16 protein-coding genes are annotated in these 22,255 nt (G+C 67.3%); 7 read left to right on the top strand and 9 right to left on the bottom strand.

Features of this window, described 5'->3' with window-relative positions; translation table 11 throughout:
* The first annotated feature begins 78 nt into the window (after window positions 1-78).
* Together DFO63_RS18040 and DFO63_RS18035 are read left to right on the top strand one after the other, a co-directional pair.
* Window positions 79-798 carry a response regulator transcription factor gene (locus DFO63_RS18040; protein ID WP_014035866.1) on the top strand — a complete coding sequence of 240 codons (720 nt, stop codon included), beginning with the start codon at window positions 79-81 and terminating at the stop codon, window positions 796-798.
* Window positions 795-2,264 carry a HAMP domain-containing sensor histidine kinase gene (locus DFO63_RS18035; RefSeq protein ID WP_119007505.1) on the top strand — a complete coding sequence of 490 codons (1,470 nt, stop codon included), beginning with the start codon at window positions 795-797 and terminating at the stop codon, window positions 2,262-2,264. The genes DFO63_RS18040 and DFO63_RS18035 overlap by 4 nt, the downstream gene beginning before the upstream one ends.
* Here the strand turns inward: DFO63_RS18035 and DFO63_RS18030 are convergent.
* Together DFO63_RS18030 and DFO63_RS18025 are read right to left on the bottom strand one after the other, a co-directional pair.
* Window positions 2,261-3,607 (bottom strand): ATP-binding protein, encoded by a 1,347-nt coding sequence (locus DFO63_RS18030; RefSeq protein ID WP_119007504.1) that lies wholly within the window; start codon window positions 3,605-3,607, stop codon window positions 2,261-2,263. The two genes, DFO63_RS18035 and DFO63_RS18030, sit on opposite strands and share 4 nt — an antisense overlap.
* Complete coding sequence (locus DFO63_RS18025; protein ID WP_010484092.1) at window positions 3,604-4,293, bottom strand: winged helix-turn-helix domain-containing protein; 690 nt, start codon at window positions 4,291-4,293, stop codon at window positions 3,604-3,606. Before DFO63_RS18025 ends, DFO63_RS18030 begins: the two co-directional genes overlap by 4 nt.
* Window positions 4,294-4,642: 349 nt before the next feature.
* On the opposite strand from DFO63_RS18025, the gene asnB reads away from it, so the two are divergent.
* Window positions 4,643-6,544 (top strand): asparagine synthase (glutamine-hydrolyzing), encoded by a 1,902-nt coding sequence (gene asnB, locus DFO63_RS18020; RefSeq protein WP_119007503.1) that lies wholly within the window; start codon window positions 4,643-4,645, stop codon window positions 6,542-6,544.
* A gap of 775 nt (window positions 6,545-7,319) precedes the next feature.
* Here the strand turns inward: asnB and DFO63_RS18015 are convergent.
* Both DFO63_RS18015 and queD read right to left on the bottom strand, forming a co-directional pair.
* On the bottom strand, window positions 7,320-7,667 hold the full coding sequence (locus tag DFO63_RS18015; protein WP_014035870.1) for a phasin family protein: 348 nt from the start codon (window positions 7,665-7,667) through the stop codon (window positions 7,320-7,322).
* Window positions 7,668-7,783: 116 nt separating this feature from the next.
* A complete protein-coding gene (queD, locus tag DFO63_RS18010) occupies window positions 7,784-8,146 on the bottom strand; it encodes a 6-carboxytetrahydropterin synthase QueD (protein WP_049444904.1) in 363 nt (120 codons plus the stop codon).
* 192 nt (window positions 8,147-8,338) lie between these two features.
* Between queD and DFO63_RS18005 the strand changes: the two genes are divergently transcribed.
* Both DFO63_RS18005 and DFO63_RS18000 read left to right on the top strand, forming a co-directional pair.
* Window positions 8,339-10,978: a TonB-dependent receptor gene (locus tag DFO63_RS18005; protein WP_119007502.1), complete on the top strand. Its 2,640-nt coding sequence runs from the start codon at window positions 8,339-8,341 to the stop codon at window positions 10,976-10,978.
* A gap of 74 nt (window positions 10,979-11,052) precedes the next feature.
* Window positions 11,053-13,647 (top strand): M14 family zinc carboxypeptidase, encoded by a 2,595-nt coding sequence (locus tag DFO63_RS18000; RefSeq protein ID WP_119007501.1) that lies wholly within the window; start codon window positions 11,053-11,055, stop codon window positions 13,645-13,647.
* A 138-nt stretch (window positions 13,648-13,785) separates the two neighbouring features.
* On the opposite strand, the gene DFO63_RS17995 is transcribed toward DFO63_RS18000, so the two are convergent.
* The 3 genes from DFO63_RS17995 to DFO63_RS17985 form a co-directional block, all read right to left on the bottom strand.
* Window positions 13,786-14,409 (bottom strand): outer membrane beta-barrel protein, encoded by a 624-nt coding sequence (locus DFO63_RS17995; RefSeq protein ID WP_119007500.1) that lies wholly within the window; start codon window positions 14,407-14,409, stop codon window positions 13,786-13,788.
* A gap of 94 nt (window positions 14,410-14,503) precedes the next feature.
* A complete protein-coding gene (locus DFO63_RS17990) occupies window positions 14,504-15,127 on the bottom strand; it encodes a hypothetical protein (protein ID WP_101764892.1) in 624 nt (207 codons plus the stop codon).
* 229 nt (window positions 15,128-15,356) lie between these two features.
* Window positions 15,357-16,778, bottom strand: coding sequence for a DEAD/DEAH box helicase (locus DFO63_RS17985; RefSeq protein WP_119007499.1), 1,422 nt, complete (start codon window positions 16,776-16,778; stop codon window positions 15,357-15,359).
* Window positions 16,779-17,686: 908 nt separating this feature from the next.
* Here DFO63_RS17985 and DFO63_RS17980 point away from each other — a divergent pair.
* Both DFO63_RS17980 and maiA read left to right on the top strand, forming a co-directional pair.
* Window positions 17,687-18,676, top strand: coding sequence for a fumarylacetoacetate hydrolase family protein (locus DFO63_RS17980; RefSeq protein ID WP_119007498.1), 990 nt, complete (start codon window positions 17,687-17,689; stop codon window positions 18,674-18,676).
* Window positions 18,677-18,690: 14 nt separating this feature from the next.
* Window positions 18,691-19,359, top strand: a complete 669-nt coding sequence (gene maiA, locus DFO63_RS17975) for a maleylacetoacetate isomerase (RefSeq protein ID WP_119007497.1) — start codon at window positions 18,691-18,693, stop codon at window positions 19,357-19,359.
* 46 nt (window positions 19,360-19,405) lie between these two features.
* Here the strand turns inward: maiA and DFO63_RS17970 are convergent, their stop codons facing one another.
* On the bottom strand, window positions 19,406-20,866 hold the full coding sequence (locus DFO63_RS17970; RefSeq protein WP_119007496.1) for a UdgX family uracil-DNA binding protein: 1,461 nt from the start codon (window positions 20,864-20,866) through the stop codon (window positions 19,406-19,408).
* Window positions 20,847-22,130 (bottom strand): putative DNA modification/repair radical SAM protein, encoded by a 1,284-nt coding sequence (locus DFO63_RS17965; protein ID WP_119007495.1) that lies wholly within the window; start codon window positions 22,128-22,130, stop codon window positions 20,847-20,849. Before DFO63_RS17965 ends, DFO63_RS17970 begins: the two co-directional genes overlap by 20 nt.
* Window positions 22,131-22,255 lie beyond the last annotated feature (125 nt).

The raw sequence follows: 22,255 nt of genomic DNA, 5'->3' as shown, positions 1-22,255 counted from the left end.
GATTCAATTTTTCGTGAGGTATCGGCGGCCGTCCCGCGCCACAATGCAGCCAGCCTCCCCACTGGCCCCGAGCTGCCGATGTCCACCAAACGCGTGCTGATCGTTGAAGACGATGCCCACATCGCCGACCTGCTGCGCATGCATCTGGGCGATGAGGGTTACGACGTCGCCCATGCCGCCAGCGGCGATGCCGGCCTGCGCCTGCTCGAGCAGGACGGCCCGTGGGATGCGCTGGTGCTGGACGTGATGCTGCCCGGCGTGGATGGGCTGCAGGTGTGCCAGCGTGCACGCGCGATGGCGCGCTATGTACCGATCATCATCATCAGCGCGCGCGGCAGCGAAACGCAGCGCATCGTCGGCCTGGAACTGGGCGCGGACGATTACCTGGCAAAACCCTTCTCGATGCCGGAACTGGTGGCACGGGTGCGCGCGCTGCTGCGACGCGCCGAGGCGATGGCGCAGAGCGCACGCATCGATGCCGGCGCGATCGAGCTGGGTGGGCTGCAGCTCGATCCGGTCGCGCGCACGGCCTCGGTGGATGGCAACGCGCTGGAGCTGACCCCGCGCGAGTTCGATCTGCTGTTGTTCTTCGCCCGTCATCCGGACCAGGTGTTCGCGCGCATGGAACTGCTCAACCAGGTCTGGGGCTACCAGCACGATGGCTACGAGCACACGGTCAACACCCACATCAACCGCCTGCGCAGCAAGATCGAACCCGACCCGGCCAACCCACGGCGGCTGCTGACGGTGTGGGGCCGCGGCTACAAGCTGGTCGACCCGGCCGGGGCGGCGGCATGATCAAGCCGAACCTGTGGCAGAAGCTGGCGGTGGTGACCGCCGCGCTGATGCTGATGTGCTGCATGGCGCTGCTGGCACTGCAGATGCGTGCCAACACCCGCCACGAGCAGGAGGTGGTGCAGCGGTTGTCGCTGGGCCTGGCCGAGCACATCGCCCAGCGCAGCGAACTGATGGACACCAGCGGCATGCGCGATGCCGCGGTGCGCGCACTGTTCGGCCAGCTGATGGCGGTCAACCCCAGCGTCGAGGTCTACCTGCTGGACGACCAGGGCCGCATCCTCGGCCACGATGCGCCCAGTGGACATCTGGTGCGCAACCGGGTGGACGTGGCGCCGTTGCGACGCCTGCTGGCCGGTGCGCCGCTGCCGATCCTCGGCGATGACCCGCGCAGCGCCGATGGCCGCAAGGTGTTCAGCGCCGCACCATTGATCGTGCAGGGCCGGCCGGCCGGCTATGTGTACGTGGTGCTGGTCGGCGAGCACCGGCAGATGCTCGCCGATGATCTTGCCGCCGGCAGCCAGTGGAACACCACGCTGTGGTCGGTGGTGCTGGTCGGCGGGCTCGGCCTGTTTGCCGGGCTGGTGGCGTTCTACTGGGTGACCCGCCCACTGCGGCGGCTGACCCGGCGGATCCAGGCCTTCGACATCGACGCACCCACGCCGTTGCCGCCGCCGGAGCCGCTGCGCCCCGGTGAGCGCGACGAGCTGGTGATCCTCGAACACGCGCACGCGCAGATGGCACAACGGCTGGGTGAGCAGTGGCAGCAGCTGCGCCAGCAGGACCTGCAGCGCCGCGAGCTGGTCGCCAACATCTCGCACGACCTGCGCACGCCGTTGTCGTCGCTGCATGGCTACCTGGAAACACTGGCGTTGAAAGACGCCACGCTGTCACCGGACGAGCGCCGCCGCTATCTCGGCATCGCGCTGGCACAGAGCGCCAAGGTCGGCCGGCTGGCGCGCGCGCTGTTCGAGCTGGCGCGGCTGGAACATGGCGAAGTGCGGTTGGAGTGGGAGGTGTTCGCACTGCCGGAACTGCTGCAGGACGTGCTGCAGAAGTTCGAACTGGCGGCGCAGGCGCGCGGCCAGCAGCTGCACGCGGCATTTCCACCCGGCCTGCCGCTGGTGCGCGCCGACCTCGGCCTGGTCGAGCGCGTGCTGACCAACCTGCTCGACAACGCGCTGCGGCATGCGCCCGACGGCGGCCAGATCGAGGTGCGCCTGCGCGCGACCCCGGACAGCGTGGAGGTCAGCGTGGCCGATGACGGCCCCGGCGTGGCGCCAGCGCTGCGTACCCAGCTGTTCCAGGCACCGGCCGCGCTGGGGGCTCGGCGTGGGGAGAACGGTGGCTTGGGCCTGTTGATCGTGCAGCGCATCGTGCAGCTGCACGGCCGCCACATCGAACTGCGCGACAGCGAGCGTGGCGCGTTGTTCGTGTTTGCCTTGCCGCGTGCGGAACCGGCGGCCTAGCAGGCCGCTTCGCACTCGACGGTGCCGCCGGATTCCAGCGGCAGGTGCAGGCGGATACAGGCACCGCCCAACTCCGAATCGGTCACCTCGACGTGGCCACCATGCTTGTCGGCGACCACCTGCACCAGCGCCAGGCCAAGGCCGAAACCGGGGCTGCCCGGGTCCAGCCGGACATAGGGCTGCAGTACCTGGCCGCGCAGTTCGGGCGCGATGCCGGGGCCGTCGTCCTCCACCTGCACGCACAGCCAGCCGTCATTGACCGTGCTGGCAATACGGATCTGCCGGCGTGCGTAACGCAGTGCATTGCCGAGCAGGTTGCGCAGCGCCAGCTCCAGCATGTGCCGGTTGACGTTGACCAGGCCCACCGGCGACAGCACCTGTTGCACCGGCATTGGCAACGGTGCGAACTGGGCCACCACGCCGCGCACCAGTGCCGCCAGCTGCAGGCGCTGGCGCGTCAGTTGATGGCAGCGACCCAGCGCGGCGTACTCGACGCCGGCATCGGTCAGGTGCTGCAGCCGATCCACATCGGTGCGCAGCCCGCCCAGTGCATCGCGCTGCACATCATCAAGCGCGGTGTCCTCCAGGTCGGCCAGGCCGAAACGCATCCGCGCCAACGGCGTGCGGACTTCGTGCGCCACCGCCTGTGCCAGCACGCGCTGGCTTTCCAGCAGCTGCTGCAGCTGCTCGGCCATATGGTTGAAGGCATTGGCCAGCGGCCGCACCAGCGCGGTACCGGCACGCGGCGCGCGGGTATCCAGCTGGCCGTCGCGCATCTGCCGTGCCGCCTGGGCCAGCTGCGAGACGTCGCGCCACAGCCGATAGACCATCACGTACATCGGCAGTGCCACCGCCACCATCAGGATCAGCAGCAGGATCGCCACGCCGGACACTTCGCTGTCCTGCCAGCCTTCATCCGGCAGCGCTTCGTCCAACGGGCCCAGCATCACGGCGTAGTCGCTGTCGCCGATCCGCTGCAGGCTGCGCATGTGCTCCAGGTCGATCTGCACGCGGCCGTTGTTGAACGGCGGGCGCTGGCTGGCCGGCAGCTCCTTCACCGCCTCGGCCAGCGGCACCATGCGCAGCGCGTAGGCGAAATCGGCGTCGAGTTCGCGCGCCAGTGCCGGCCACTGCTCGCGCGGGGTTTCGGCGAAGCGGTGCTGCAGCAGCGCATGGGTGCCGCGCATCTCGGCCTGCAGACCGGCTTCCGTGCGGTCTTCCAGCAAGGCGTCCCAGGCCCACAGGCCCAGCACGATCAACAACAGGTGGGCGACCAGGAAACCGATGCCGTAGCGCAGGAAGTGGAAGGCGTGGCCGCGCATCGCCGAAGGCGTGCGCTTCATCCCCATGCCGAGCGGCTGAACAGGTAGCCGCGGCCACGGACGGTCTTGATCCGTTCCGGCTGCTCGGGGTTGTCGCCCAGCTTGCGGCGCAGGCGCGAGATGCGGGCGTCGATCGAACGGTCCAGGCCGTCGAAGGCGATGCCACGCAGGCCGCGCAGCAGCGCGTCGCGGTCCAGGATCTGGCCGGCGTTGCTGGCCAGCAGGAACAGCAGGTCGAACTCGGCGGTGGTCAGCTCCAGCAGGCCGCCCTGCAGGTGCACGTTACGGGTAGACGGGTCGATGTTCAGCTCGCCGAAGCGCAGGCTGCCGTCACGCGGCTCGACCCGGCGATGGCGGCGCAGGTGGGCACGCAGCCGGGCCAGCAGCACCCGCGGTTCGATGGGTTTGCCGATGTAATCGTCGGCCCCCAGTTCCAGGCCCAGCACCTGGTCGATGTTGTCGGTGCGGGCGGTCAGCACGCAGATGATGCCGTCATAGTGGGGCCGGATCTGCCGACACACTTCGAAACCATCCTGGTCGGGCAGGCCGACATCGAGCAGCACCAGGGCCGGCTTTTCGGCCAGGATCCGGGCCACTGCGCGCTCGCCGCTGCGCTCGTGGGCCACCTGGTAGCCATGCCGTTGCAGGTAGTCGCTGACCATCGTTCCCAGGCGGGCATCGTCTTCGACCAGTACGATATCCAGCATTTCCAAGGCCTCCGTGGGCGCAAACGTACCGCCACGGCACGAGCGCGGCGATGCTATCCCAGCCTTCGGGCCGCCCGGGTCCCGGGGGCGGGCGCCATTCAGCCGGGGTTGCTGGCGCACGGGCCGGGTCTCAGTCCCGGCAACAACTTGGCGTCCAGCATAGCCTGTTGCTGTTACAAAACGTTACCTTCGTGATACGGCTGGTGACGATCGCTGACAGCAAAGCGACTGACGCCGCGCGGCCCGGGGCCGAGCATGGAGTCTCCTCCGCTCCGCGTGCCGTCCCCATGTCGCCCGCCGCCCCCTGCCTGCCGAACCCGTCCCGCCGCTGCCAGTGCGGAGGCTTCCGATGAGCGGCGTGGTCGGGGCCTGGCTGCCGCCCGCCGAGGACGAGCAGCTGCTGCAGCAGCTGGCCCCGATGCTGCGCGCCCTGCAGCAGCGTGGGCGTGGCCGCATCGGCTACTGGACCGACGCCGAGGCCGGCCTCGCGCTGGGCCATTGCCGGGCGCCGACCGATACGCCGCTGCAGCCGCTGAGCTCGGACTGTGGCCGTTACGTGTTGTGCCTGGACGGTCGCCTGTACAACCGCAGCGACCTGCAGGCGCAGCTGCGTGATCTGCCGCGCAGCTGCAGCGATGCGCGGCTGCTGCTGCAGGCGATCGTCGAATGGGGCGTGCAGCGGGCACTGTCCCGTATCGAAGGTGCGTTCGGCTTCAGTGTCTGGGACCGCGAGTCGCGCGTGCTGTGGCTGGCCCGTGATCCGGTGGGCGAGCGACCGCTGTATTACGGCTGGTACCAGGGCCAGTTCCTGTTCGCCTCCGAGTTGAAGGCGCTGCAGGCCTTCGCCGGCTTCGCGCCGAGCATCGACCAGGATGCGCTGAGCCTGCTGCTGCGCCACGACTATGTGCCGGCGCCGCACACCATCTACCGTGGCATCCACAAGCTGGTGGCGGGCGCGATGCTGCGCATCGATCTCAGCGACCATGCCGCGGGTTGCTCCAGCCAGGCTGCGCAGGGGGGAACGCGCTACTGGTGCGCACGCGACGCGATGCAGAGCGCATTGCAGGAACCGCTGCAGCCGGCGCCGAGCCTTGAGCAGGCGACCGACCAGCTGGAATCCGTACTGCAGAAGGCCATCGCTTCACGCATGCATTCGCCCCTGGCGTGCGGCGCGTTCCTGTCCGGCGGCACCGACTCCTCGCTGGTGACGGCGATGATGCAGGCACAATCGACCCTGCCGATCGAGGCGTGGACGGTCGGCTTCGACGATCCGGGGCATGACGAGAGCGACTGGGCGTCGCAGGTCGCGCGCCACCTGGGCGTGCAGCACCACCTGCACCGGATGGACGCGCGCCAGGGCCTGGACCTGCTGCAGCGCCTGCCGCAGGTCTGGTGCGAGCCCTTCGCCGACGCCTCGCAGCTGCCGACGTTGCTGGCCAGTGAACTGCTGGGGGCGCGCAAGCCGGTTGCACTGACCGGTGACGGTGGCGATGAACTGTTCTTCGGCCACCCCAGCTATGGCCGCGCGCTGCGCAATGCGCGCCTGTGCGGTGGCCTGCCGGACTGGGTACGCGACCTGGCGCGGCGCAGCGGCAACCGCATGAACGTCGAGCGCGGCCGCCTCGGTGGCTGGCGCGCACTGGTGGCCGAGGTGGCTGCCAACGATGTGGAAGGTCATTACCTGCAGCGCGTGACCCGCTGGCGGCAACCGGCGCAGGTGGTGCTGGGCGCGCGTGAGCCGGTGACGATCTTCCAGCAGCAGGACACGGCGCTGCCGGCCGAGGCGCGCATCCAGCTGTTGGATTTCCGCATGGACCTGGCCGAGGGCATCCTGGCCAAGGTTGATCGCGCGGGCATGGCGGCGGGCGTTGAAACCCGTGCGCCGCTGCTGGACATGGAGGTGGTGCGCCTGGCCTGGCGGCTGCCGCAGCACCTGAAGTACCACGATGGCGAGCACAAGCGGATTCTGAAGCACCTGCTGGCGCGCTACCTGCCGGAACCGCTGGTGTATCGCCCCAAGCGCGGTTTCGGTCCGCCGATGGCGCGCTGGCTGGCCGGTCCGCTGCGCGACTGGGCGGAGGCGCTGCTGGACCCGCAGCTGCTGCGCAACCAGGGCTGCTTCGATGTGGCGCGCGTGCGTGGCATCTGGGAGGCGTTCCTGCGTGGCGAGCGCAAGTGGCACACGCACCTGTGGAACGTGCTGATGTTCCAGGCGTGGCACCAGCATTGGCACGGTGGTCGCGGGCGCTGAGCCGTTCCTGCATCGCGTGCGGCGGGTTCATTCTGCGTGGCGCAGGGCGGATGCCCTTGCGTACGAATGTCCTCCGGCGCCGGCCGTTGGCCGTCACCTCCCCCTTTACTTCGTACGCAAGGGCCTCCGCCCTGCGTTCGGAGTTCGTCGGCGCCTCGTTGAAAGTCGCCCGCGCGCGTTGCGCTCTCCTCACCGCAAGCCGAGCCTCGTCGGGGCGGGCAGGGGTCTGGGCAAAGTAAAGGAGGAGGTGACGGCCAACGGCCGGCGCCGGGGGACATTTGCCCAGGCCCCTGCCCACCCCGGCGGGGCCCATCAGTTCGCGGCGAACCCGGTCGAAGACGCGCTTGTGGCGGTGTGTTCTGCGTGGCGCCGGGCGGAGGCCCTTGCGTACGAATGTCCTCCGGCGCCGGCCGTTGGCCGTCACCTCCCCCTTTACTTCGTACGCAAGGGCCTCCGCCCTGCGTTCGGAGTTCGTCGGCGCCTCCTTGAAAGTCGCCCGCGCGCGTTGCGCTCTCCTCACCGCACGCCGAGCCTCGTCGGGGTGGGCAGGGGTCTGGGCAAAGTAAAGGAGGAGGTGACGGCCAACGGCCGGCGCCGGGGGACATTTGCCCAGACCCCTGCCCACCCCGGCGGGGCCCATCAGTTCGCAGAGAGTCCAGACGAAGAAGCGCTCCTCAATCCAGACGCCAGGCAAAAAAAGACCCGGCAGAGGGAGGGATCTGCCGGGTCCGGATTGCGTGGGGGGAGGGACCCACGCAATGAGCGTTGCGTCGCGTCAGTGGTTGTTCGCGTCCGCCGTTGATTCGTTGTAGCCCTGCACCAGTTCGGACCAGGCCTTGCTGGCCTGCAGGCCGAGACCGACCACGTCCTGCTGGGCCTGGCCCAGCCGCTGCAGGTTGTCCTGCCACAGCTGCGCGCCCTTGGAGAGCGTCCCGGCCGCATCCTCGCCGCGGGCCAGTTCACCCAGCCAGCCGCCGGTCGCGGTCAGGTTGCGCTCCATCACCTTCAGCTGCACGCCGAACATGCTTTCCGCGTTCTCCAACGCCAACCGGTTCGCACGCGTTGCCGCGGCGGCGAGCTGGCGGGTGGCATCACTGAAGCGATCACTGAAGGCGGCGGCCATGGGGCATCAGGGAGTGGCTTGATGCAATGCAGCATACGCCCTTGATGCGGCAATGCAACAAAAATAACAAAGGCGCCCAGGGCGCCTTTGGAAAACCTTTCAGATCAATGGGTTGATCAGGCCGCCGGGCCGCGGTAACGGCAACCCGACGTGCAGGTTTCGTGCACAGTGATCTCGCTCAGCGCCGGCAGGCTCGGCTTGAGCTCGTTCCAGATCCACACCGCCAGGTTCTCGCTGGTTGGGTTCTCCAGGCCGGGGATGTCATTGAGGTAGTGGTGGTCCAGGCGGTCGTAGATCGGCTGGAAGGCCGCCTTCACGTCACCGAAGTCCATGATCCAGCCGGTCTGCGCGCCGGGTTCGCCCTCGACCTTCAGTTCCACCCGGAACGAGTGGCCGTGCAGGCGCGCGCACTTGTGCCCCGGCGGCACGTTGGGGAGGCGGTGCGCCGCCTCGAGCATGAAGACTTTGAAGATTTCCATGCCGCGATTGTACGCCGCAGGCCGCCGGGCAGCCTGAGCGGAGGTTGGGCTTTCGTGAAGAAAGCCTTTCCATCCGGATGAAGAGATGATAGTTTCTCTTATATCCGTATGAAGAGATGTTATTGGCCGGACCCCGGCCAGGCATGGACTACTGCGGAACTTCGTCGCCCTTACCACCTCCCCCACATCGTCATGCCCAAGCACACCCTGCTCGTGGCGGCCTTGGCCGTCGCTCTGGCCGCGCCTTTGTCCGCCGCCGCCGAAACCTCCGCCGACGCCGGTGGCGAAGCCAGCACCCTGGCCGCCGTGCGCGTCACCGGTTCCAACATCAAGCGCACCGATACCGAAGCCTCCAACCCGGTGCAGGTGATCGGTCGCCAGCAGCTGGAACAGACCGGCAAGGCCACCGTGGCCGATGTGCTGCGTTCGATCTCGGCCAACACCGGCAACGCAAGCAACGAAACCACCAACAACGGCTGGGCCTCCGGCTCGGCCGGCATCGGCCTGCGTGGCCTGTCGCAGAAGAACACGCTGGTGCTGCTCAATGGCCGCCGCCTGGCCAACTACGGCTTCCCGGCCGGTGGCCTGTCCGACACCTTCGTCGATCTCAACGCGCTGCCGCTGGTTGCGGTCGAGCGCATCGAAGTGCTCAAGGATGGCGCCTCGGCGGTGTACGGCTCCGACGCCGTGGCCGGCGTGGTCAACATCATCACCCGGCAGAACTTCGAAGGCGCCGAGATCGGCGGCAGCTTCGGCGGTGCCGACCAGGGCGGCCTGCACGAGCAGAACCTGAAGTTCGTCGGCGGCCTCGGTGATCTCGATACCGATGGCTACAACATCCTCTTCAGCCTGCAGGGCTACAACCGCGAGCGCCTGGACCAGGACGAGCGCAACCTGACCAAGAGCGGCATCTACACCGACAAGCCCGGTGGCCGCTGGAACGGCTGGTCGGCCAAGGGCGCGCGCTATCTGGTCAACGGCGTGTCGGTGCCGATGCTCGACGCCAACGGCAACTGCCCGACCGGTACCACCCGCGTCGCCAGCGCGCCGATCGACGGCCTGGCCGGCGATACCTGCGGTTTCAACCAGGCACCGTTCACCACGCTGATCCCCTCGACCAAGCGTTACCAGGCCTATGCCAACGGCACCTTCCGCCTGAACGACAACGTCGAAGCCTTCGGCGAAGTGCTGTACAGCCAGATCAAGAGCGCCGCGTGGTTCGGCAGCAGCCCGTTCTTCACCCTGGAAAGTGGCCGTTTCGCACTGAACGCGAACAGCGGCCTGGCCGAGCCGGTGTCATCGCTGCTGCCGGCCAACAATCCGTACAACCCGTACGGCCGCGCGATCCCGATCGAATACACCTTCTTCGACCTCGGCGGCACGATCAAGACCAACCGCTCCACCGCCTATCGCGGCGTGTTCGGCCTGCGCGGCACCACTGCCAACTGGGACTGGGAAGTGGCCGCATTCGGTGCGCGCAGCAGCGAGCGCGAGAGTGTGTCCGGTGGCTTCGCCAACCGTTGGGCGCTGGCCAACGCACTGGCCACCGGCAGCTACAACCTGCTGAACCCGGCGGCCACGCCGCAGTCGGTACGTGATTCGATCAACATCGCCACGCTGCGCCCGGCCGAGTCCAAGCTGCAGGGCGTCGACGCGAAGATTTCCGGCAGCCTGGGCCATACCTGGGCCGGCGAGATCGGCTTCGCCGCCGGTGCCGAATGGCGCCGCGAGAAGCTCGATTCCAACAACCCGTGGCAGATCGATGCCGGCCTGCAGGTGCGCCCGGCCATCGCCGAAGTACATGGCCAGCGCCAGGTCAGCGCCGCCTACGCCGAAGTGAACGTGCCGCTGGCGTCGACCCTGGAGCTGTCCGCCGCCGCGCGTGCCGATCACTACGATGATTTCGGCGATGCGTTCTCGCCGAAGATCGGCCTGCGCTGGCAGCCGCTCGACTTCCTGCTGGTGCGTGCCTCGGCGTCGAAGGGCTTCCGCGCACCGTCGCTGTCGGAAAACTCCAACAGCACCAGCATCGCCTACGGCAGCGTGGTCGATCCGCGTGATCCGGACGTACCCGGCTCGCGCCAGAACCCGACCTTCTTCACCGTTGGCAACAACGAACTGAAGCCCGAGCGCACCAAGAGCGTGAACTTCGGCGTGGTGCTGTCGCCGTGGGCCAACACCAACCTGAGCGTGGACTACTACCGCATCCAGCTGGACAACCTGGTCGGCACCAACAACACCCAGACCCTGGTCAACGACAACGTGGCCGGCGCCGTGCAGCGCGACGAGCGCGGCAAGCTGCAGGCGGTCTACAACCGCTACCAGAACCTGAGCGAGCTGAAGACCTCGGGCATTGACGTCGAGCTGCGCCAGCGCATCCCGACCGCTGCGCTGGGTGACTTCACCGTGTCCTCGGCCTACACCCACGTCCGCGACTACCGTCGCCCGACCGTGGTCGGCGGCCCGCTGGTCGACTACGCCGGCAGCAACCTCGGTGCGACGCTGCCCAAGGACAAGGCCACCACCACGCTGGACTGGACGTACGGCGACTTCAACGCAGCGGTGACCTGGTACTACACCAGCGGCTACCGCCAGGAAGCCAGCACCGCCGCCAAGGCCGTGCAGCAGCGTGTCGGCAGCTACAGCCAGTACGACCTGTACCTGGCCTACACCGGCATCGACAAGCTGACCGTGTACGCCAAGGTGCAGAACCTGGCCGACAAGACGCCGCCGTACGACGCTTCGTTCCCGGGCATCCGCGCGCCGTACGACTTCAGCCAGTACGACCTGCGTGGCCGCTACTTCACGCTGGGCTTCGATTACCGCTTCTGATCCATCCGCCGCGGCCGGTCATCTGTAGGGACCGGCCGCGCGACCGCCTGCCGTTGTGTTCCAGGGGAGTCACCGTGTCCTTGCATCGTCGTGTCGTTCTTCCGTTGCTGATTGCCGCCGCCACCGCATTGTCCCTGCCGCAGCCGGCGCAGGCGCAGAGTGCCTACTTCTTTCCGCAGGCGGCCGACGCAGCGGCGTTCGATACCGCCGTGCCCACGCCGGAGCAGTTCCTCGGCTATCCGATCGGCAGCCGTTACACCCGGCACGACCAGCTGGTGGCGTACTTCCAGGAACTGGCCAGACACTCGGACAAGATCAGCGTGCGCGAGATCGGCCGCAGCTATGAGGGCCGCCCGCTGCTGATCGCCACGGTCACTGCCGCAGGCAACCACGCGCGGTTGGAACAGATCCGCCAGCAGCACGCGACCCTGGCCGATCCGGCGCAGCCACGCAGTGCGGCGGGCGACAGCCCGGTGGTGGTGTGGCTGGGCTACAGCGTGCATGGCAACGAGACCTCCAGTGCCGAAGCGGCGATGCTGACCGCCTACTATCTGGTGGCCAATCGCAGCGCCGAAACCCAGCAATGGCTGCAGCAGGCGGTGGTGCTGTTCGACCCGGCGCAGAACCCGGATGGCCGCGATCGCGCCGCCAACTGGCATAACGCGTGGGCCTCCGATCCGGCCTCGGCCGACCCGGCCGACAAGGAACACGTCGAACCGTTCCCGCAGGGCCGCACCAACCACTACTTCACCGATCTCAACCGCGACTGGCTGGCCCTGACCCAGCAGGACTCGCGGCCGAAGGTGGAGGTGTTCCACCAGTGGTACCCGAACGTGCAGATCGACTTCCACGAGATGGGCAAGGACAGCACCTATTACTTCGAACCGTCGCCGAAGAGCATGCACAGCCCGCTGATTCCGGCGGCGTCGTATGAATTCAACAAGACTCTGGCCAAGTACCACGCGCAGGCGCTGGATGCGCTGGGCTCGCTGTACTACACCGGCGAGAACTTCGACAACTTCTCGCCGGTCTACGGCTCCACCTACCCGGACTTCCATGGCGCTGTCGGCGTTACCGTCGAGCAGGCCAGCTCGCGCGGTCGCGTGCAGGAGTCGGTGAATGGCCTGCTGACCTTCCCGTTCACCATCCGCAACCAGGTGGCTACCGGGCTGGGCACGGTGCGGGGTGCAGTGACCGAGCGCAGCGGCCTGTTCGACCTGCAGAAGCAGTTCTTCCAGAGCGCGCTGAAGCAGGCCGCACAGCAGCCAGTGAAGAGCTTTGTGTTCGGCGATGCGCATGATCCGGCACTGACCCGGCGCCTGCTGGAACTGTTGCTGCTGCATCGCATCGAGGTGCGCGCGCTGGATCGTGACGTCAGTGTCGATGGCCAGCGCTTCGATGCCGGCAGCGCCTACGTGGTGCCGGTGCAGCAGGCGCAGTTCCGCCTGGTGCATTCGATCTTTGCCGAGACGCCGCCGATCAAGGGCGATGTGTTCTACGGCAGCACCAGCTACGCGATCGCACCGGCCTACGGCGTGGCCTTCGCCGGTAGCCGCAGCCGTATCGATGGCGGTGCACGCGTGACCGTGCTGCCGGCGGAGCAGGGGGCCGTGCTGGGCGGCCAGGCCGGATTCGCCTATGCGATCGACTGGCGCGACTACAACGCCGGGCGCGCGCTGGCCGCGCTGCAAGGCAAGGGCGTGATTGCACGCGCGGCATTCCAGCCGTTCACCACCGCGACCACGCAGGGCGAGGTCAGCTTCGCCGCCGGCAGCCTGGTGATTCCGGTGGCCGGGCAACCACTGCAGGGCACGGCGTTGCTTGAAGCAGTGACGTCCGCCGCGCGTGCTGCCGGCGTGCAGGTGCACGCGCTGTCCAGCGGCCGCAGCCGCGAGGGCATCGACCTCGGCAGTGATGGCGTCAAAGCGCTGCGCAAACCCGCGGTTGCGCTGGTGATGGGCGAGGGCGTGGCCGCCACCGAGATCGGCTCGGCCTGGTTCCTGTTGGACCAGCAGCTGCGGTTGCCGGCCAGCAAGCTGGATCCCCTGCAGCTGGGCAAAGTGCCGCTGGACCGCTACACCACCATCGTGTTGTCCGGCGGCACCTATACCGGCGTCGATGCCACGGCGGTGGCTGCACTGAAGCGCTGGGTACAGGCCGGTGGCTCGCTGGTGACGTACGGCAGTGCCTCGAAGTGGGCGATCGAACAGAAGCTGGCCGACGGCGAGAAGCTCGGCAAGGAAGAAGATGCAGCTGACGAGAGCCGCCGTGCGTTCGCCGACCAGCGCGACATCGCCGCGATCGAGCGGGTCAGCGGCAACATCCTCAGTGCCGACGTGGATACCAGCCATCCGCTGGCATTTGGCGTGCCACGCCGGCAGCTGGCGATCAACAAGGAGAACACGGTGACGCTGCAGCCAAGCGCGAACCCGTTCTCGACGGTGGTACGCATCGACACGCCACCGCGGGTGAATGGCTATCTGTCCGAGCGCAACCGGACGCGGGTGGCGGGCAGCGCGTGGCTGCTGGTGTCGGCTCAGGGGCAGGGCAACGTGGTGCTGTTTGCCGATGATCCGGCGCATCGCAAGTACTGGCACGGCACGGATCGGCTGCTGATCAACGCGATCTTCTTCGGGAATCTGGTGAATCCGAGTAAGGCGCGGGGTTGAGGCGTTTGCGCGCAGGCTCCACGCTCCTGCGCCTGCGCCGCGTCAACCGTTCATTCCAGGACCATGCGAAAAACTGGCAAAATAGGGGCGAGGCGTAGACAGCGTTCCTAGGCCACGCCCCCGCACAGCGGGCAGCAACTAGAAGCTGGCGCGTACGCCCGCCCTGTACTCGGATGTGTCCTTGTCGAACTGGCCTTCCAGTACCACCCCCCACCTATCGGTGAAGTTCAGCTGTCCGCCCACCACGCCGTACCAGCGGGCATCCTGCCCGTCACCGCCATTGGCGTAGCCGCCCTTCAGCCAGCCTTCGATCTGCTCGGTGAACCTGCTGCGCACACCCACCATGCCCACTACCTCGTTGAATCGAGAGGTCTGGCGGGAACGTGCATCGCCGAGGCGGTAGTCCGACGTCGCCGAACGGTGATTCCAGGCAAACTCGCTGGTGAAGTCCAGACGGTCGCTGATCGGTGCGTGATATCCCAAGCCCAGGTACGGAACGTCGAGCGTGGTTTTCACCCGCGCAGCGCCCCGGCGGTCACTTCCGCTGACGCGTGACGCGCCGGCGATTACATGGAACTGTGGCGTGACCGCGAACGAACCGCGGGCATAGCCTCCATCTGTGGTGAAGTCAGCGGTGCTACCGGCATCGAGCTTCAGTCGGTTCCAGCCACCCTCCACATAGGTGTAGCTGAGCTCATCGCTGGCCGACGCCAGCAGCGGTGTCGCCAGCAGCAGGCAGGTTGGCAGGAGCATCTTGCGCATCGTTCAAGTCCTTGTGTGAAGCGGGAGCGCGGTGAATTGCCGGCCCATGCCGCAGCGCCAGTCCGTGCAGTCACCGGGTGAACAAAGGCTCCGATCAGAAGCTTGCGCGAACGCCCAGACGGTACTCGGCGAAGTCGTCGTAGAACTGGCCTTCGGCAACCACGCCCCAGGTGCGGTTGAAGCTGACCTGGCCACCGATGGTGCCCGTCCAGGTGCCGTCGAAGTTGTTGTTTCCGTCGATGTAGCCTGCTTTGATCCACGCTTCGGTCTTTGCCGAAGGCTTGCCGCGAAGACCGACGTTACCGACGGCGGTATTGACGGATGCCTTGTTGGTGTAGGTCACGCCATCGAAGCTGACTTCGTCCTTGCCGCTGCGGCGGTTCCATGCCAGGTCGGCGGTGAAGTCCAGCCGTTCGCTGATCGGCATGTGGTAGCCAATGCCCAGGTGGGGTTGGTCGAACGTGGTCTTGACGCTGGAGTAGGCGTAGCGGGTGGTATCGGTCACGCGCGACCAGCCACCGAACACGTTGACCTGTTCGGCGATGGCGAAGGAGCCACGTACATAGCCACCATCGGCCTTTGGATCGTTGAGGGCATTGGAGCTGATCTGGAGCTGGTTCCAGCCGCCTTCCACGTACGTGTAGCTCATGCCGTCGCTGGCCATGGCAGTCAGTGGAGCGCTGAGCAGCAGCGTGGATACCAGCAAAATCTTGCGCATCATGCTTGTCCTTAATCAGATAGCCATCCAGACCGGGACGTGCAGGGACGTGGCCCGGCTGCGACGTCGTGTCGCCGGCCGAGTCTAGCGAAATTTCACGCGACGTATACGCCGCCGGTGACGACGTTGACAGCGGGTATCGCTACATTCAGGAAGTGCCTGATTCCTGACGCGCAAAAAAAAGGCGCAGCTTGCGCTGCGCCCCTTCGTGCGTTGCAGGTGCGGAGGATCAGCCGGCGCGACCGCCGCCGTTACCGCCCTGGCCGCGGCCGCGGCCGCCACCATTACCACCACCGCCACGACGCTGGCCCTGACCGGCGCCTGCACCTGCACGCTGCTGGCCATTGTCACCGCCCTCGCGACGGCCACCACCGGCCTTCTTCGGGCCGGCATGCGCGTGGCGCGGCGCATCACCGTGCGGACGGCGCGCGTGGCTCTTGCGCGGTGCGCGCTCGCCGGTATCGTGCTCGGCCTTGCCCGGCGCACTGTTGCCCCAGCGGATCGGCGTCTGCAGCTCGAAGCCCGGCACATCGCGGATGTCCATGTCGCGGCCCAGCAGGCGCACGATCGCGCGCAGCAGCTTCACTTCATCCTGCGCCACCAGCGAAATCGCCTGGCCGGTTGCACCGTTGCGGCCGGTGCGGCCGATGCGGTGCACGTAGTCCTCGGCCACCATCGGCAGGTCGAAGTTGATCACCTTCGGCAGCTCGTTGATGTCGATGCCGCGCGCGGCGATGTCGGTGGCCACCAGCACGGTCACGCGGCCGGCCTTGAAGTCACCCAGCGCACGCAGGCGCTGGCCCTGGCTCTTGTTGCCGTGGATCGCCGCGGTCTTGATGCCGGACTTTTCCAGGAACGTGGCCAGCTTGTCGCTGCCGTGCTTGGTACGGGCGAAGACCAGGGTCTGCTCGCGGCTGTCCTGCGCCAGCAGGTGCAGCAGCAGGTCGCGCTTGCGGCTGCCATCGACCGGGTGCACGCGGTGGGTGATGGTCTCGGCCACGGTGTTCTTCGGCGTCACCTGGATCTGTTCCGGGTTGCGCATGAACTCCAGCGCCAGCTGGCGGATGTTGTCCTCGAAGGTGGCCGAGAACAGCAGGGTCTGGCGGTTCTGCTTCGGCAGCTTGGCCAGGATGCGCTTGATCGACGGCAGGAAGCCCATGTCGAGCATGCGGTCGGCTTCGTCCAGGATCAGCACTTCGATGCCGGACAGGTCGACGCTGCGACGCTCAAGGTGGTCGATCAGGCGGCCCGGGCAGGCCACCAGCAGGTCCACGCCACGGCGCAGGATGTCCAGCTGGTTGCCCATGCCGACGCCGCCGTAGATGCAGGCGCTGGGGATGCGCAGGTACTTGCTGTAGCCACGCAGGCTGTCATGCACCTGGGTCGCCAGCTCGCGGGTCGGAGCCAGGATCAGCGCACGCGGCTTGCGCGGGCCGGCGCGCACTTCCTGCGAGGCGGTGCCCAGGTGCTGCAGCAGCGGCAGGCCGAACGCAGCGGTCTTGCCGGTGCCGGTCTGTGCGCCCGCCAGCAGGTCGCGACCGGCCAGCGCCAGCGGGATCGCCTGCTGCTGGATCGGGGTCGGGTTTTCGTAGCCCTGCTCGGCGAGCGCGCGCAGCAGGAAGGGCGCCAGGCCCAGCGATTCAAAAGACATTGAGTTTGCTCCAAGTACAAGAAACGCCTGTCCGAACGGACAGACGGGGGCAGATCAAACTGATCGGCTGACTCGGAGCGTTCCCGTGAACCGCGCTGCGAGAATTGGGTGCAGCCGGCACGAAGCGCAGGCTGGAATGCGTGACGAACGGCGTCGGAGTGGGGGCGGGCGAAGAGGGCGGACCCAGGTCGCCGGCGATCCCGGAGGGAAACGGACGGCCGCTGCAGACCCCGCAAGTCTAAACGATATTTGAGACTTCACGCAAAAAGGCCTGTTCAGGTAGGGGGGTCTCTCTGCAGGGCTGCGCCCTGCACCTGCAGGGGCCGGAGCCAAGGCCAGAGCAACGTCAAAAGCCGGGTTCCTGTGGGTAGGCGGGGTGGGTCCGGTGGTAGGGGACGCCGTGAATACGTCCATGTAGGCTCGGTCGCGGCATCCATGCCGCTCACGCCCCTGCCACCGGACCCACCCCGCCTTCGACAGTTTTCCGCGATCTGTCGGAACGGCTTGGGGTCAGATCCGTTTTCCTCCCGAAACGGATCTGACCCCGGAGTTTCATTCGATATCTGACAGATTTCATCCACGCATGGCGTGGATCTACTGGCCACCGGCCTACTGTCGAAGGCGGGGTCCTGTGGGTTTGCGGGGTGTGAGCGGCATGGATGCCGCGACCAAGCCCCCATGGATGGGTTTACGGCGTCCCCGCAAGCCCACAGGACCCCGCCATCCCACGGAATGTCCGCTGTTGCTGTTGCGTCGGCTGTTGCCTTGGCTTGAAGCAGGTGCAGGGCTGCAAGCCCTGCCGAACCCCCTCCTGCGGTAGGGTGGGCCGATGCCGCGCTGCAGCTTGGCGCCGCCGTAGATTTGATTACACTTGAAACTTGTTTGCCCACGACTCCGGACACCCACCCATGAAGCTTGGTTCTTTGAAGGAAGGCGGCCGCGACGGCACCCTGATCGTCGTCTCGCGTGACCTGCGCCACGGCGTGCGCGCCACCGGCATTGCCGCCACCCTGCAGCAGGCCCTGGAGGACTGGAGCCACATCGCGCCGCGCCTGAACGCTCTGTACGAATCGCTCAATGCCGGCGATGCCGATGGCGTGTTCGACCTCGACCCGCAGGCACTGGCCGCGCCGATGCCGCGCGCCTATGAGTTCGTCGATGGCAGCGCCTACCTGCCGCATGTCGAGCGCGTGCGCCGTGCCCGTGGTGCCGAGGTGCCGGAGAGCTTCTACACCGACCCGCTGATGTACCAGGCCACCAGCGGAGGCTTCTACGGCCCGCGCGATGCGGTCAAGGTGGTCAGCGAGGACTACGGCATCGACCTGGAAGCGGAGATCGTGGTGATCACCGACGACGTGCCGATGGCGGCCACCCCGGAACAGGCGGCGGGCCATATCCAGCTGGTCGGCCTGGTCAACGATGTCTCGCTGCGCAACCTGATCCCCGGCGAGCTGGCCAAGGGCTTCGGCTTCCTGCAGTCCAAGCCGCGCTCGGCGCTGTCGCCGGTGTTCGTTACCCCCGATGAGCTGGGCGCCGCATGGCAGGACAGCAAGGTGCACCTGCCGCTGCTGACCCACATCAACGGGAGGTGGTTCGGTGCACCGGAAGCGGGCGTGGACATGCAGTTCAACTTCGCCCAGCTGGTCGCACATGCGGCCAAGACCCGTCCGCTGGGCGCCGGCACCATCGTCGGCTCGGGCACCATCGCCAACGAGGACACCAGCAAGGGCGCATCGTGCTTCGCCGAGCAGCGCGTGGTCGAAACCCTGCGTGACGGCAAGCCGAGCACGCCGTTCATGTCCTTCGGCGATGTGGTCCGCATCGAGATGCTCGATGCCGCAGGCAACAGCATCTTCGGTGCGATCGAGCAGCGCATCGAACAGGCGGCCAAGCCCTGAGCAGGGAGGCGGCGATGGAGATCCCGGTCGACGACGGCATCGTGCTGTACACCTACTGGCGATCCAGCGCCGCCTACCGCGTGCGCATCGGCCTGGAGCTGAAGGGCCTGGCCTGGGACGCGCGGCCGGTGCACCTGGTGCGCGAGGGCGGCGAACAGCACCTGGACGCCTATCGCGCGCTCAATCCGCAGCAGCTGGTGCCCACCCTGCTGCATGACGGGCATGTGCTTAGCCAGTCGCTGGCGATCCTTGAGTACCTGGATGAGCGCTTCCCGCAGGTGCCGCTGATGCCGGCCGACGCCGCCGGCCGCGCGCGGGTGCGGGCGCTGGCCCAGCTGGTGGCCTGCGACATCCACCCGATCAACAACCTGCGGGTGATGCAGTACCTGGAGCGCACCCTGCAGCTGCCGGCCGATGCCCGCACGCAATGGACCCTGCACTGGATCGCCGAGGGCTTCGCTGCGATGGAAGCCCTGCTGGCCAACAGCACGGACACCGGCACGTTCTGCCACGGCGACCGTCCCGGCCTGGCCGACATCTGCCTGCTGCCACAGCTGTACAACGCGCATCGCTTCGGCCTGGACCTGGCGCCGTACCCGACCCTGCGCCGTATCGAAGCGGCGTGCCAGGCAGTGGACGCCTTCGACCGCGCACGCCCGGAAAACCAGCCCGACGCCCTCTGAAAGAAAAAGGGAACGGAGGGGATTAAGTCGTAAATGCACTTACGACTTAATCCCCTCCGTCCCCTTTTTGCTGCAATCGGGCCAGGTCATCGCGGAACAACCGGTAGGCATCCTCGCGGCGCGCATCGTCGGTCTGCCGCAACACCCATGCCGGGTGCACCGTGGCGTAGCCGCGCGTGCCGTCCTCGAGGGTGTGCCAGCGTCCGCGGTCGCGTGAGAGGTCGAAATCACGACCGAATACCGAGGCTGCCGCTGTCGCGCCGAGGCACACGATCACCTGCGGCCGCACGCGTGCGATCTCACCCATCAGCCAAGGGCGGCAGGCCTGGACGTGGCGGCTTTCCGGCCGCTTGTGCAGCCGCACCTTGCCGCGCCGTTCATGGTGGAAGTGCTTCACCGCGTTGGTGAGGTACAGCTGGGCGCGATCGATTCCCAGTTCCGCCAGTGCGCGGTCCAGCACCTGGCCGGCAGGTCCTGCGAACGGCTGTCCGCGCAGGTCCTCGGTATCGCCAGGCTGTTCTCCGACCAGCATCACCTCGGCGCCTGCCGGCCCTTGCCCGAACACGGTCTGCGTGGCCTGCTCCCAGAGCGGGCACTGGCGGCAGGCGCTGGCCTGTCCGCGCAGATTCTCCAGGCTGCTGGCATCGGTCGCCGATGTCGCAGCGTTCGCTCGCAGGGGAATCCGGCGTTGCGTTGCCTGCGCGGGACGGTCATGCATTTCCTGCACGCGGTCGGACGCGTCCCTCACCAGGCGTGGCAGCAATTGTGCTTCAGGCAGGTGGCGCCAGTACTTTGCCGGCATCTCCTGCATCATCATCCGTGTGTTGAGCCGTGCCGGATTGAAGATGCTCGCGTAGTAGGTCTGCCACAGCGACTCGCGTGCGTCCTCGGCCGGGGCATCCTCGCGCCGTGCGCCGGGGCCGAAGGCAAGCGCCTGCCCATCCCAGGCGACGCTGCGCGAAGGCGTTAGGATCGCCCAGCGCATGCCGGTGAAGCGGCGCGCGAAGAACGGCGCGACCCGATCGACAATGTGGTGCTGTGGCTCGAACCAGGCGATGAACGCATCAGGCTGGCCAGGCACCTCGCGGAAGCGCACGAATGCCTTCATCTTGTGCGTGTCACGGCGGACCGCCTGGGCCATGGCCATCGCCCGCAGTACGTCGGCATCGGCGGGGTTTGACAGCACCGAGCGTTCGCCATGGGTGATGCGCCACAGCAACCGGTACAGGAGGGCCATGCGCTGCCCGTCGCGATGACACAGGCAGGTGGCCGCCAGCTCCAGGAAGTCGCGCGGTACGTTCGGTGCGCCAGCATCGGCCTGCACAGGCGCCGAGGTGACCGCGGGCGCATCCAGCAGTGATGCGTCGCTGCCCTCCAGCCAGTCCAGCTGCTCCGGCGCGACGTCGCGCAGCAGGGCTTCACGCGCACCGTTGCGCCAAGCCTCCAGCGACCATGGCGGATCCACCCGCAGCGACCAGCGCTGCGCGTCAGGCCGCGGACGGTGCATCGAACAGCGAACCCTGTCGCGGAGGCGGGGCCAGTTGCGCGCGCAGCGCCGCCGGATCGTCCAGCGCCCTGCGCGGATGGTGGTCGGCCAGCTGCACGAACGGCAGCAGCTTGCTCATCGGTGCCTTCAGGCGCGCGATGTCGGCCACGCGCAGCCGCGCGTGGCGGCGCGCCATCAGCACGCGTTTGACATTGCGCACGCCCAGCCCGGGTACGCGAAGCAGCATTTCCTTCGGTGCGCGGTTGAGGTCCACGGGAAAGCGCTCGGGATGGCGGATCGCCCAGGCCATCTTCGGGTCGATGTCCAGATCGAGCATGCCGTCCTGGGTGGTATCGGTAATCTCATCCACGCCGTACCCGTAGAAGCGCAGCAGCCAGTCAGCCTGGTAAAGGCGGTGTTCGCGCTGCAACGGCGGCGGCTGCAGTGGCAGCTGCCGGCTGGCGTCTGGAATCGGGCTGAACGCGGAGTAATACACCCGGCGCATGCGGTAGTTGCCGTACAGGCTGTCGGCGCTTGCCAGGATCTGCTGGTCGCTTGCCCCGTCCGCGCCGACGATCATCTGCGTGCTCTGCCCGGCTGGTGCGAAACGGGGAGGACGCGGGCGTGCGCTGCGGCTTGCCGTCGGCACCACCGCGGCGGGGGCCTTGCGTGCCTCCTTGGCTTCCTCGATGCGCCAGCGCAGTTCGCCCATCGCGCCGCGGATCGAATGCACCGTCTTCTCCGGCGCCAAGGCGCTCAGGCCGGCTTCGGTCGGCAGTTCCACGTTGATGGACAGGCGGTCGGCATAGCGCCCGGCACTGGCCAGCAGTTCCGGCGAGGCCTCGGGAATGGTCTTGAGGTGGATGTAGCCGGCGTAACGGTGTTCTTCGCGCAGCTGCCGGGCAACCTCCACCATCTGTTCCATGGTGTAGTCCGCATTGCGGATGATCCCGCTGGACAGGAACAGGCCCTCAATGTAGTTGCGCTTGTAGAAGTCCAGGGTGAGTGCGACCACCTCGTCCACGCTGAAACGTGCTCGGGGCACGTTGCTGGAAACCCGGTTCACGCAATAAGCGCAGTCGTAGATGCAGAAGTTGGTCAGCAGGATCTTCAGCAACGAAACGCAGCGGCCATCGGGTGTGTAGCTGTGGCAGATGCCCATGCCCTCGGTGCTGCCGATACCGCCACTGGCGCGAGAATCGCGCTTGCCCGAACCGCTGGAGGCGCAGGAGGCGTCGTATTTGGCGGCGTCGGCCAGGATGGCGAGCTTGCGGATGGTTTCCATTGAGGAAACCTACGGATGAGGGGTCTCATTGGATGAGACCGCCCCTGAACGCTTCAGGAGAGGGGGCGGAGGGAGCGACGTCGCAAGTGCATATACGACTTAATTCCCTCCGTCCCCTTTTTCGT

This window comes from Stenotrophomonas sp. AG209, from assembly GCF_003550055.1.
GTDB lineage: Bacteria > Pseudomonadota > Gammaproteobacteria > Xanthomonadales > Xanthomonadaceae > Stenotrophomonas.
This window is presented reverse-complemented; position numbering and strand designations above follow the sequence as displayed.

What these genes read in the sequence shown, in the direction of transcription:
- DFO63_RS17970 (WP_119007496.1), bottom strand. Translation starts at nt 20,866, where the DNA reads ATGCACCGTCCGCGGCCTGACGCGCAGCGCTGGTCGCTGCGGGTGGAT.
- DFO63_RS18005 (WP_119007502.1), top strand. Translation starts at nt 8,339, where the DNA reads ATGCCCAAGCACACCCTGCTCGTGGCGGCCTTGGCCGTCGCTCTGGCC.
- DFO63_RS18035 (WP_119007505.1), top strand. Translation starts at nt 795, where the DNA reads ATGATCAAGCCGAACCTGTGGCAGAAGCTGGCGGTGGTGACCGCCGCG.
- DFO63_RS17995 (WP_119007500.1), bottom strand. Translation starts at nt 14,409, where the DNA reads ATGCGCAAGATGCTCCTGCCAACCTGCCTGCTGCTGGCGACACCGCTG.
- DFO63_RS18015 (WP_014035870.1), bottom strand. Translation starts at nt 7,667, where the DNA reads ATGGCCGCCGCCTTCAGTGATCGCTTCAGTGATGCCACCCGCCAGCTC.
- DFO63_RS18040 (WP_014035866.1), top strand. Translation starts at nt 79, where the DNA reads ATGTCCACCAAACGCGTGCTGATCGTTGAAGACGATGCCCACATCGCC.
- DFO63_RS17990 (WP_101764892.1), bottom strand. Translation starts at nt 15,127, where the DNA reads ATGCGCAAGATTTTGCTGGTATCCACGCTGCTGCTCAGCGCTCCACTG.
- DFO63_RS17985 (WP_119007499.1), bottom strand. Translation starts at nt 16,778, where the DNA reads ATGTCTTTTGAATCGCTGGGCCTGGCGCCCTTCCTGCTGCGCGCGCTC.
- DFO63_RS18025 (WP_010484092.1), bottom strand. Translation starts at nt 4,293, where the DNA reads ATGCTGGATATCGTACTGGTCGAAGACGATGCCCGCCTGGGAACGATG.
- DFO63_RS17980 (WP_119007498.1), top strand. Translation starts at nt 17,687, where the DNA reads ATGAAGCTTGGTTCTTTGAAGGAAGGCGGCCGCGACGGCACCCTGATC.
- queD (WP_049444904.1), bottom strand. Translation starts at nt 8,146, where the DNA reads ATGGAAATCTTCAAAGTCTTCATGCTCGAGGCGGCGCACCGCCTCCCC.
- DFO63_RS17965 (WP_119007495.1), bottom strand. Translation starts at nt 22,130, where the DNA reads ATGGAAACCATCCGCAAGCTCGCCATCCTGGCCGACGCCGCCAAATAC.
- asnB (WP_119007503.1), top strand. Translation starts at nt 4,643, where the DNA reads ATGAGCGGCGTGGTCGGGGCCTGGCTGCCGCCCGCCGAGGACGAGCAG.
- DFO63_RS18030 (WP_119007504.1), bottom strand. Translation starts at nt 3,607, where the DNA reads ATGAAGCGCACGCCTTCGGCGATGCGCGGCCACGCCTTCCACTTCCTG.
- maiA (WP_119007497.1), top strand. Translation starts at nt 18,691, where the DNA reads ATGGAGATCCCGGTCGACGACGGCATCGTGCTGTACACCTACTGGCGA.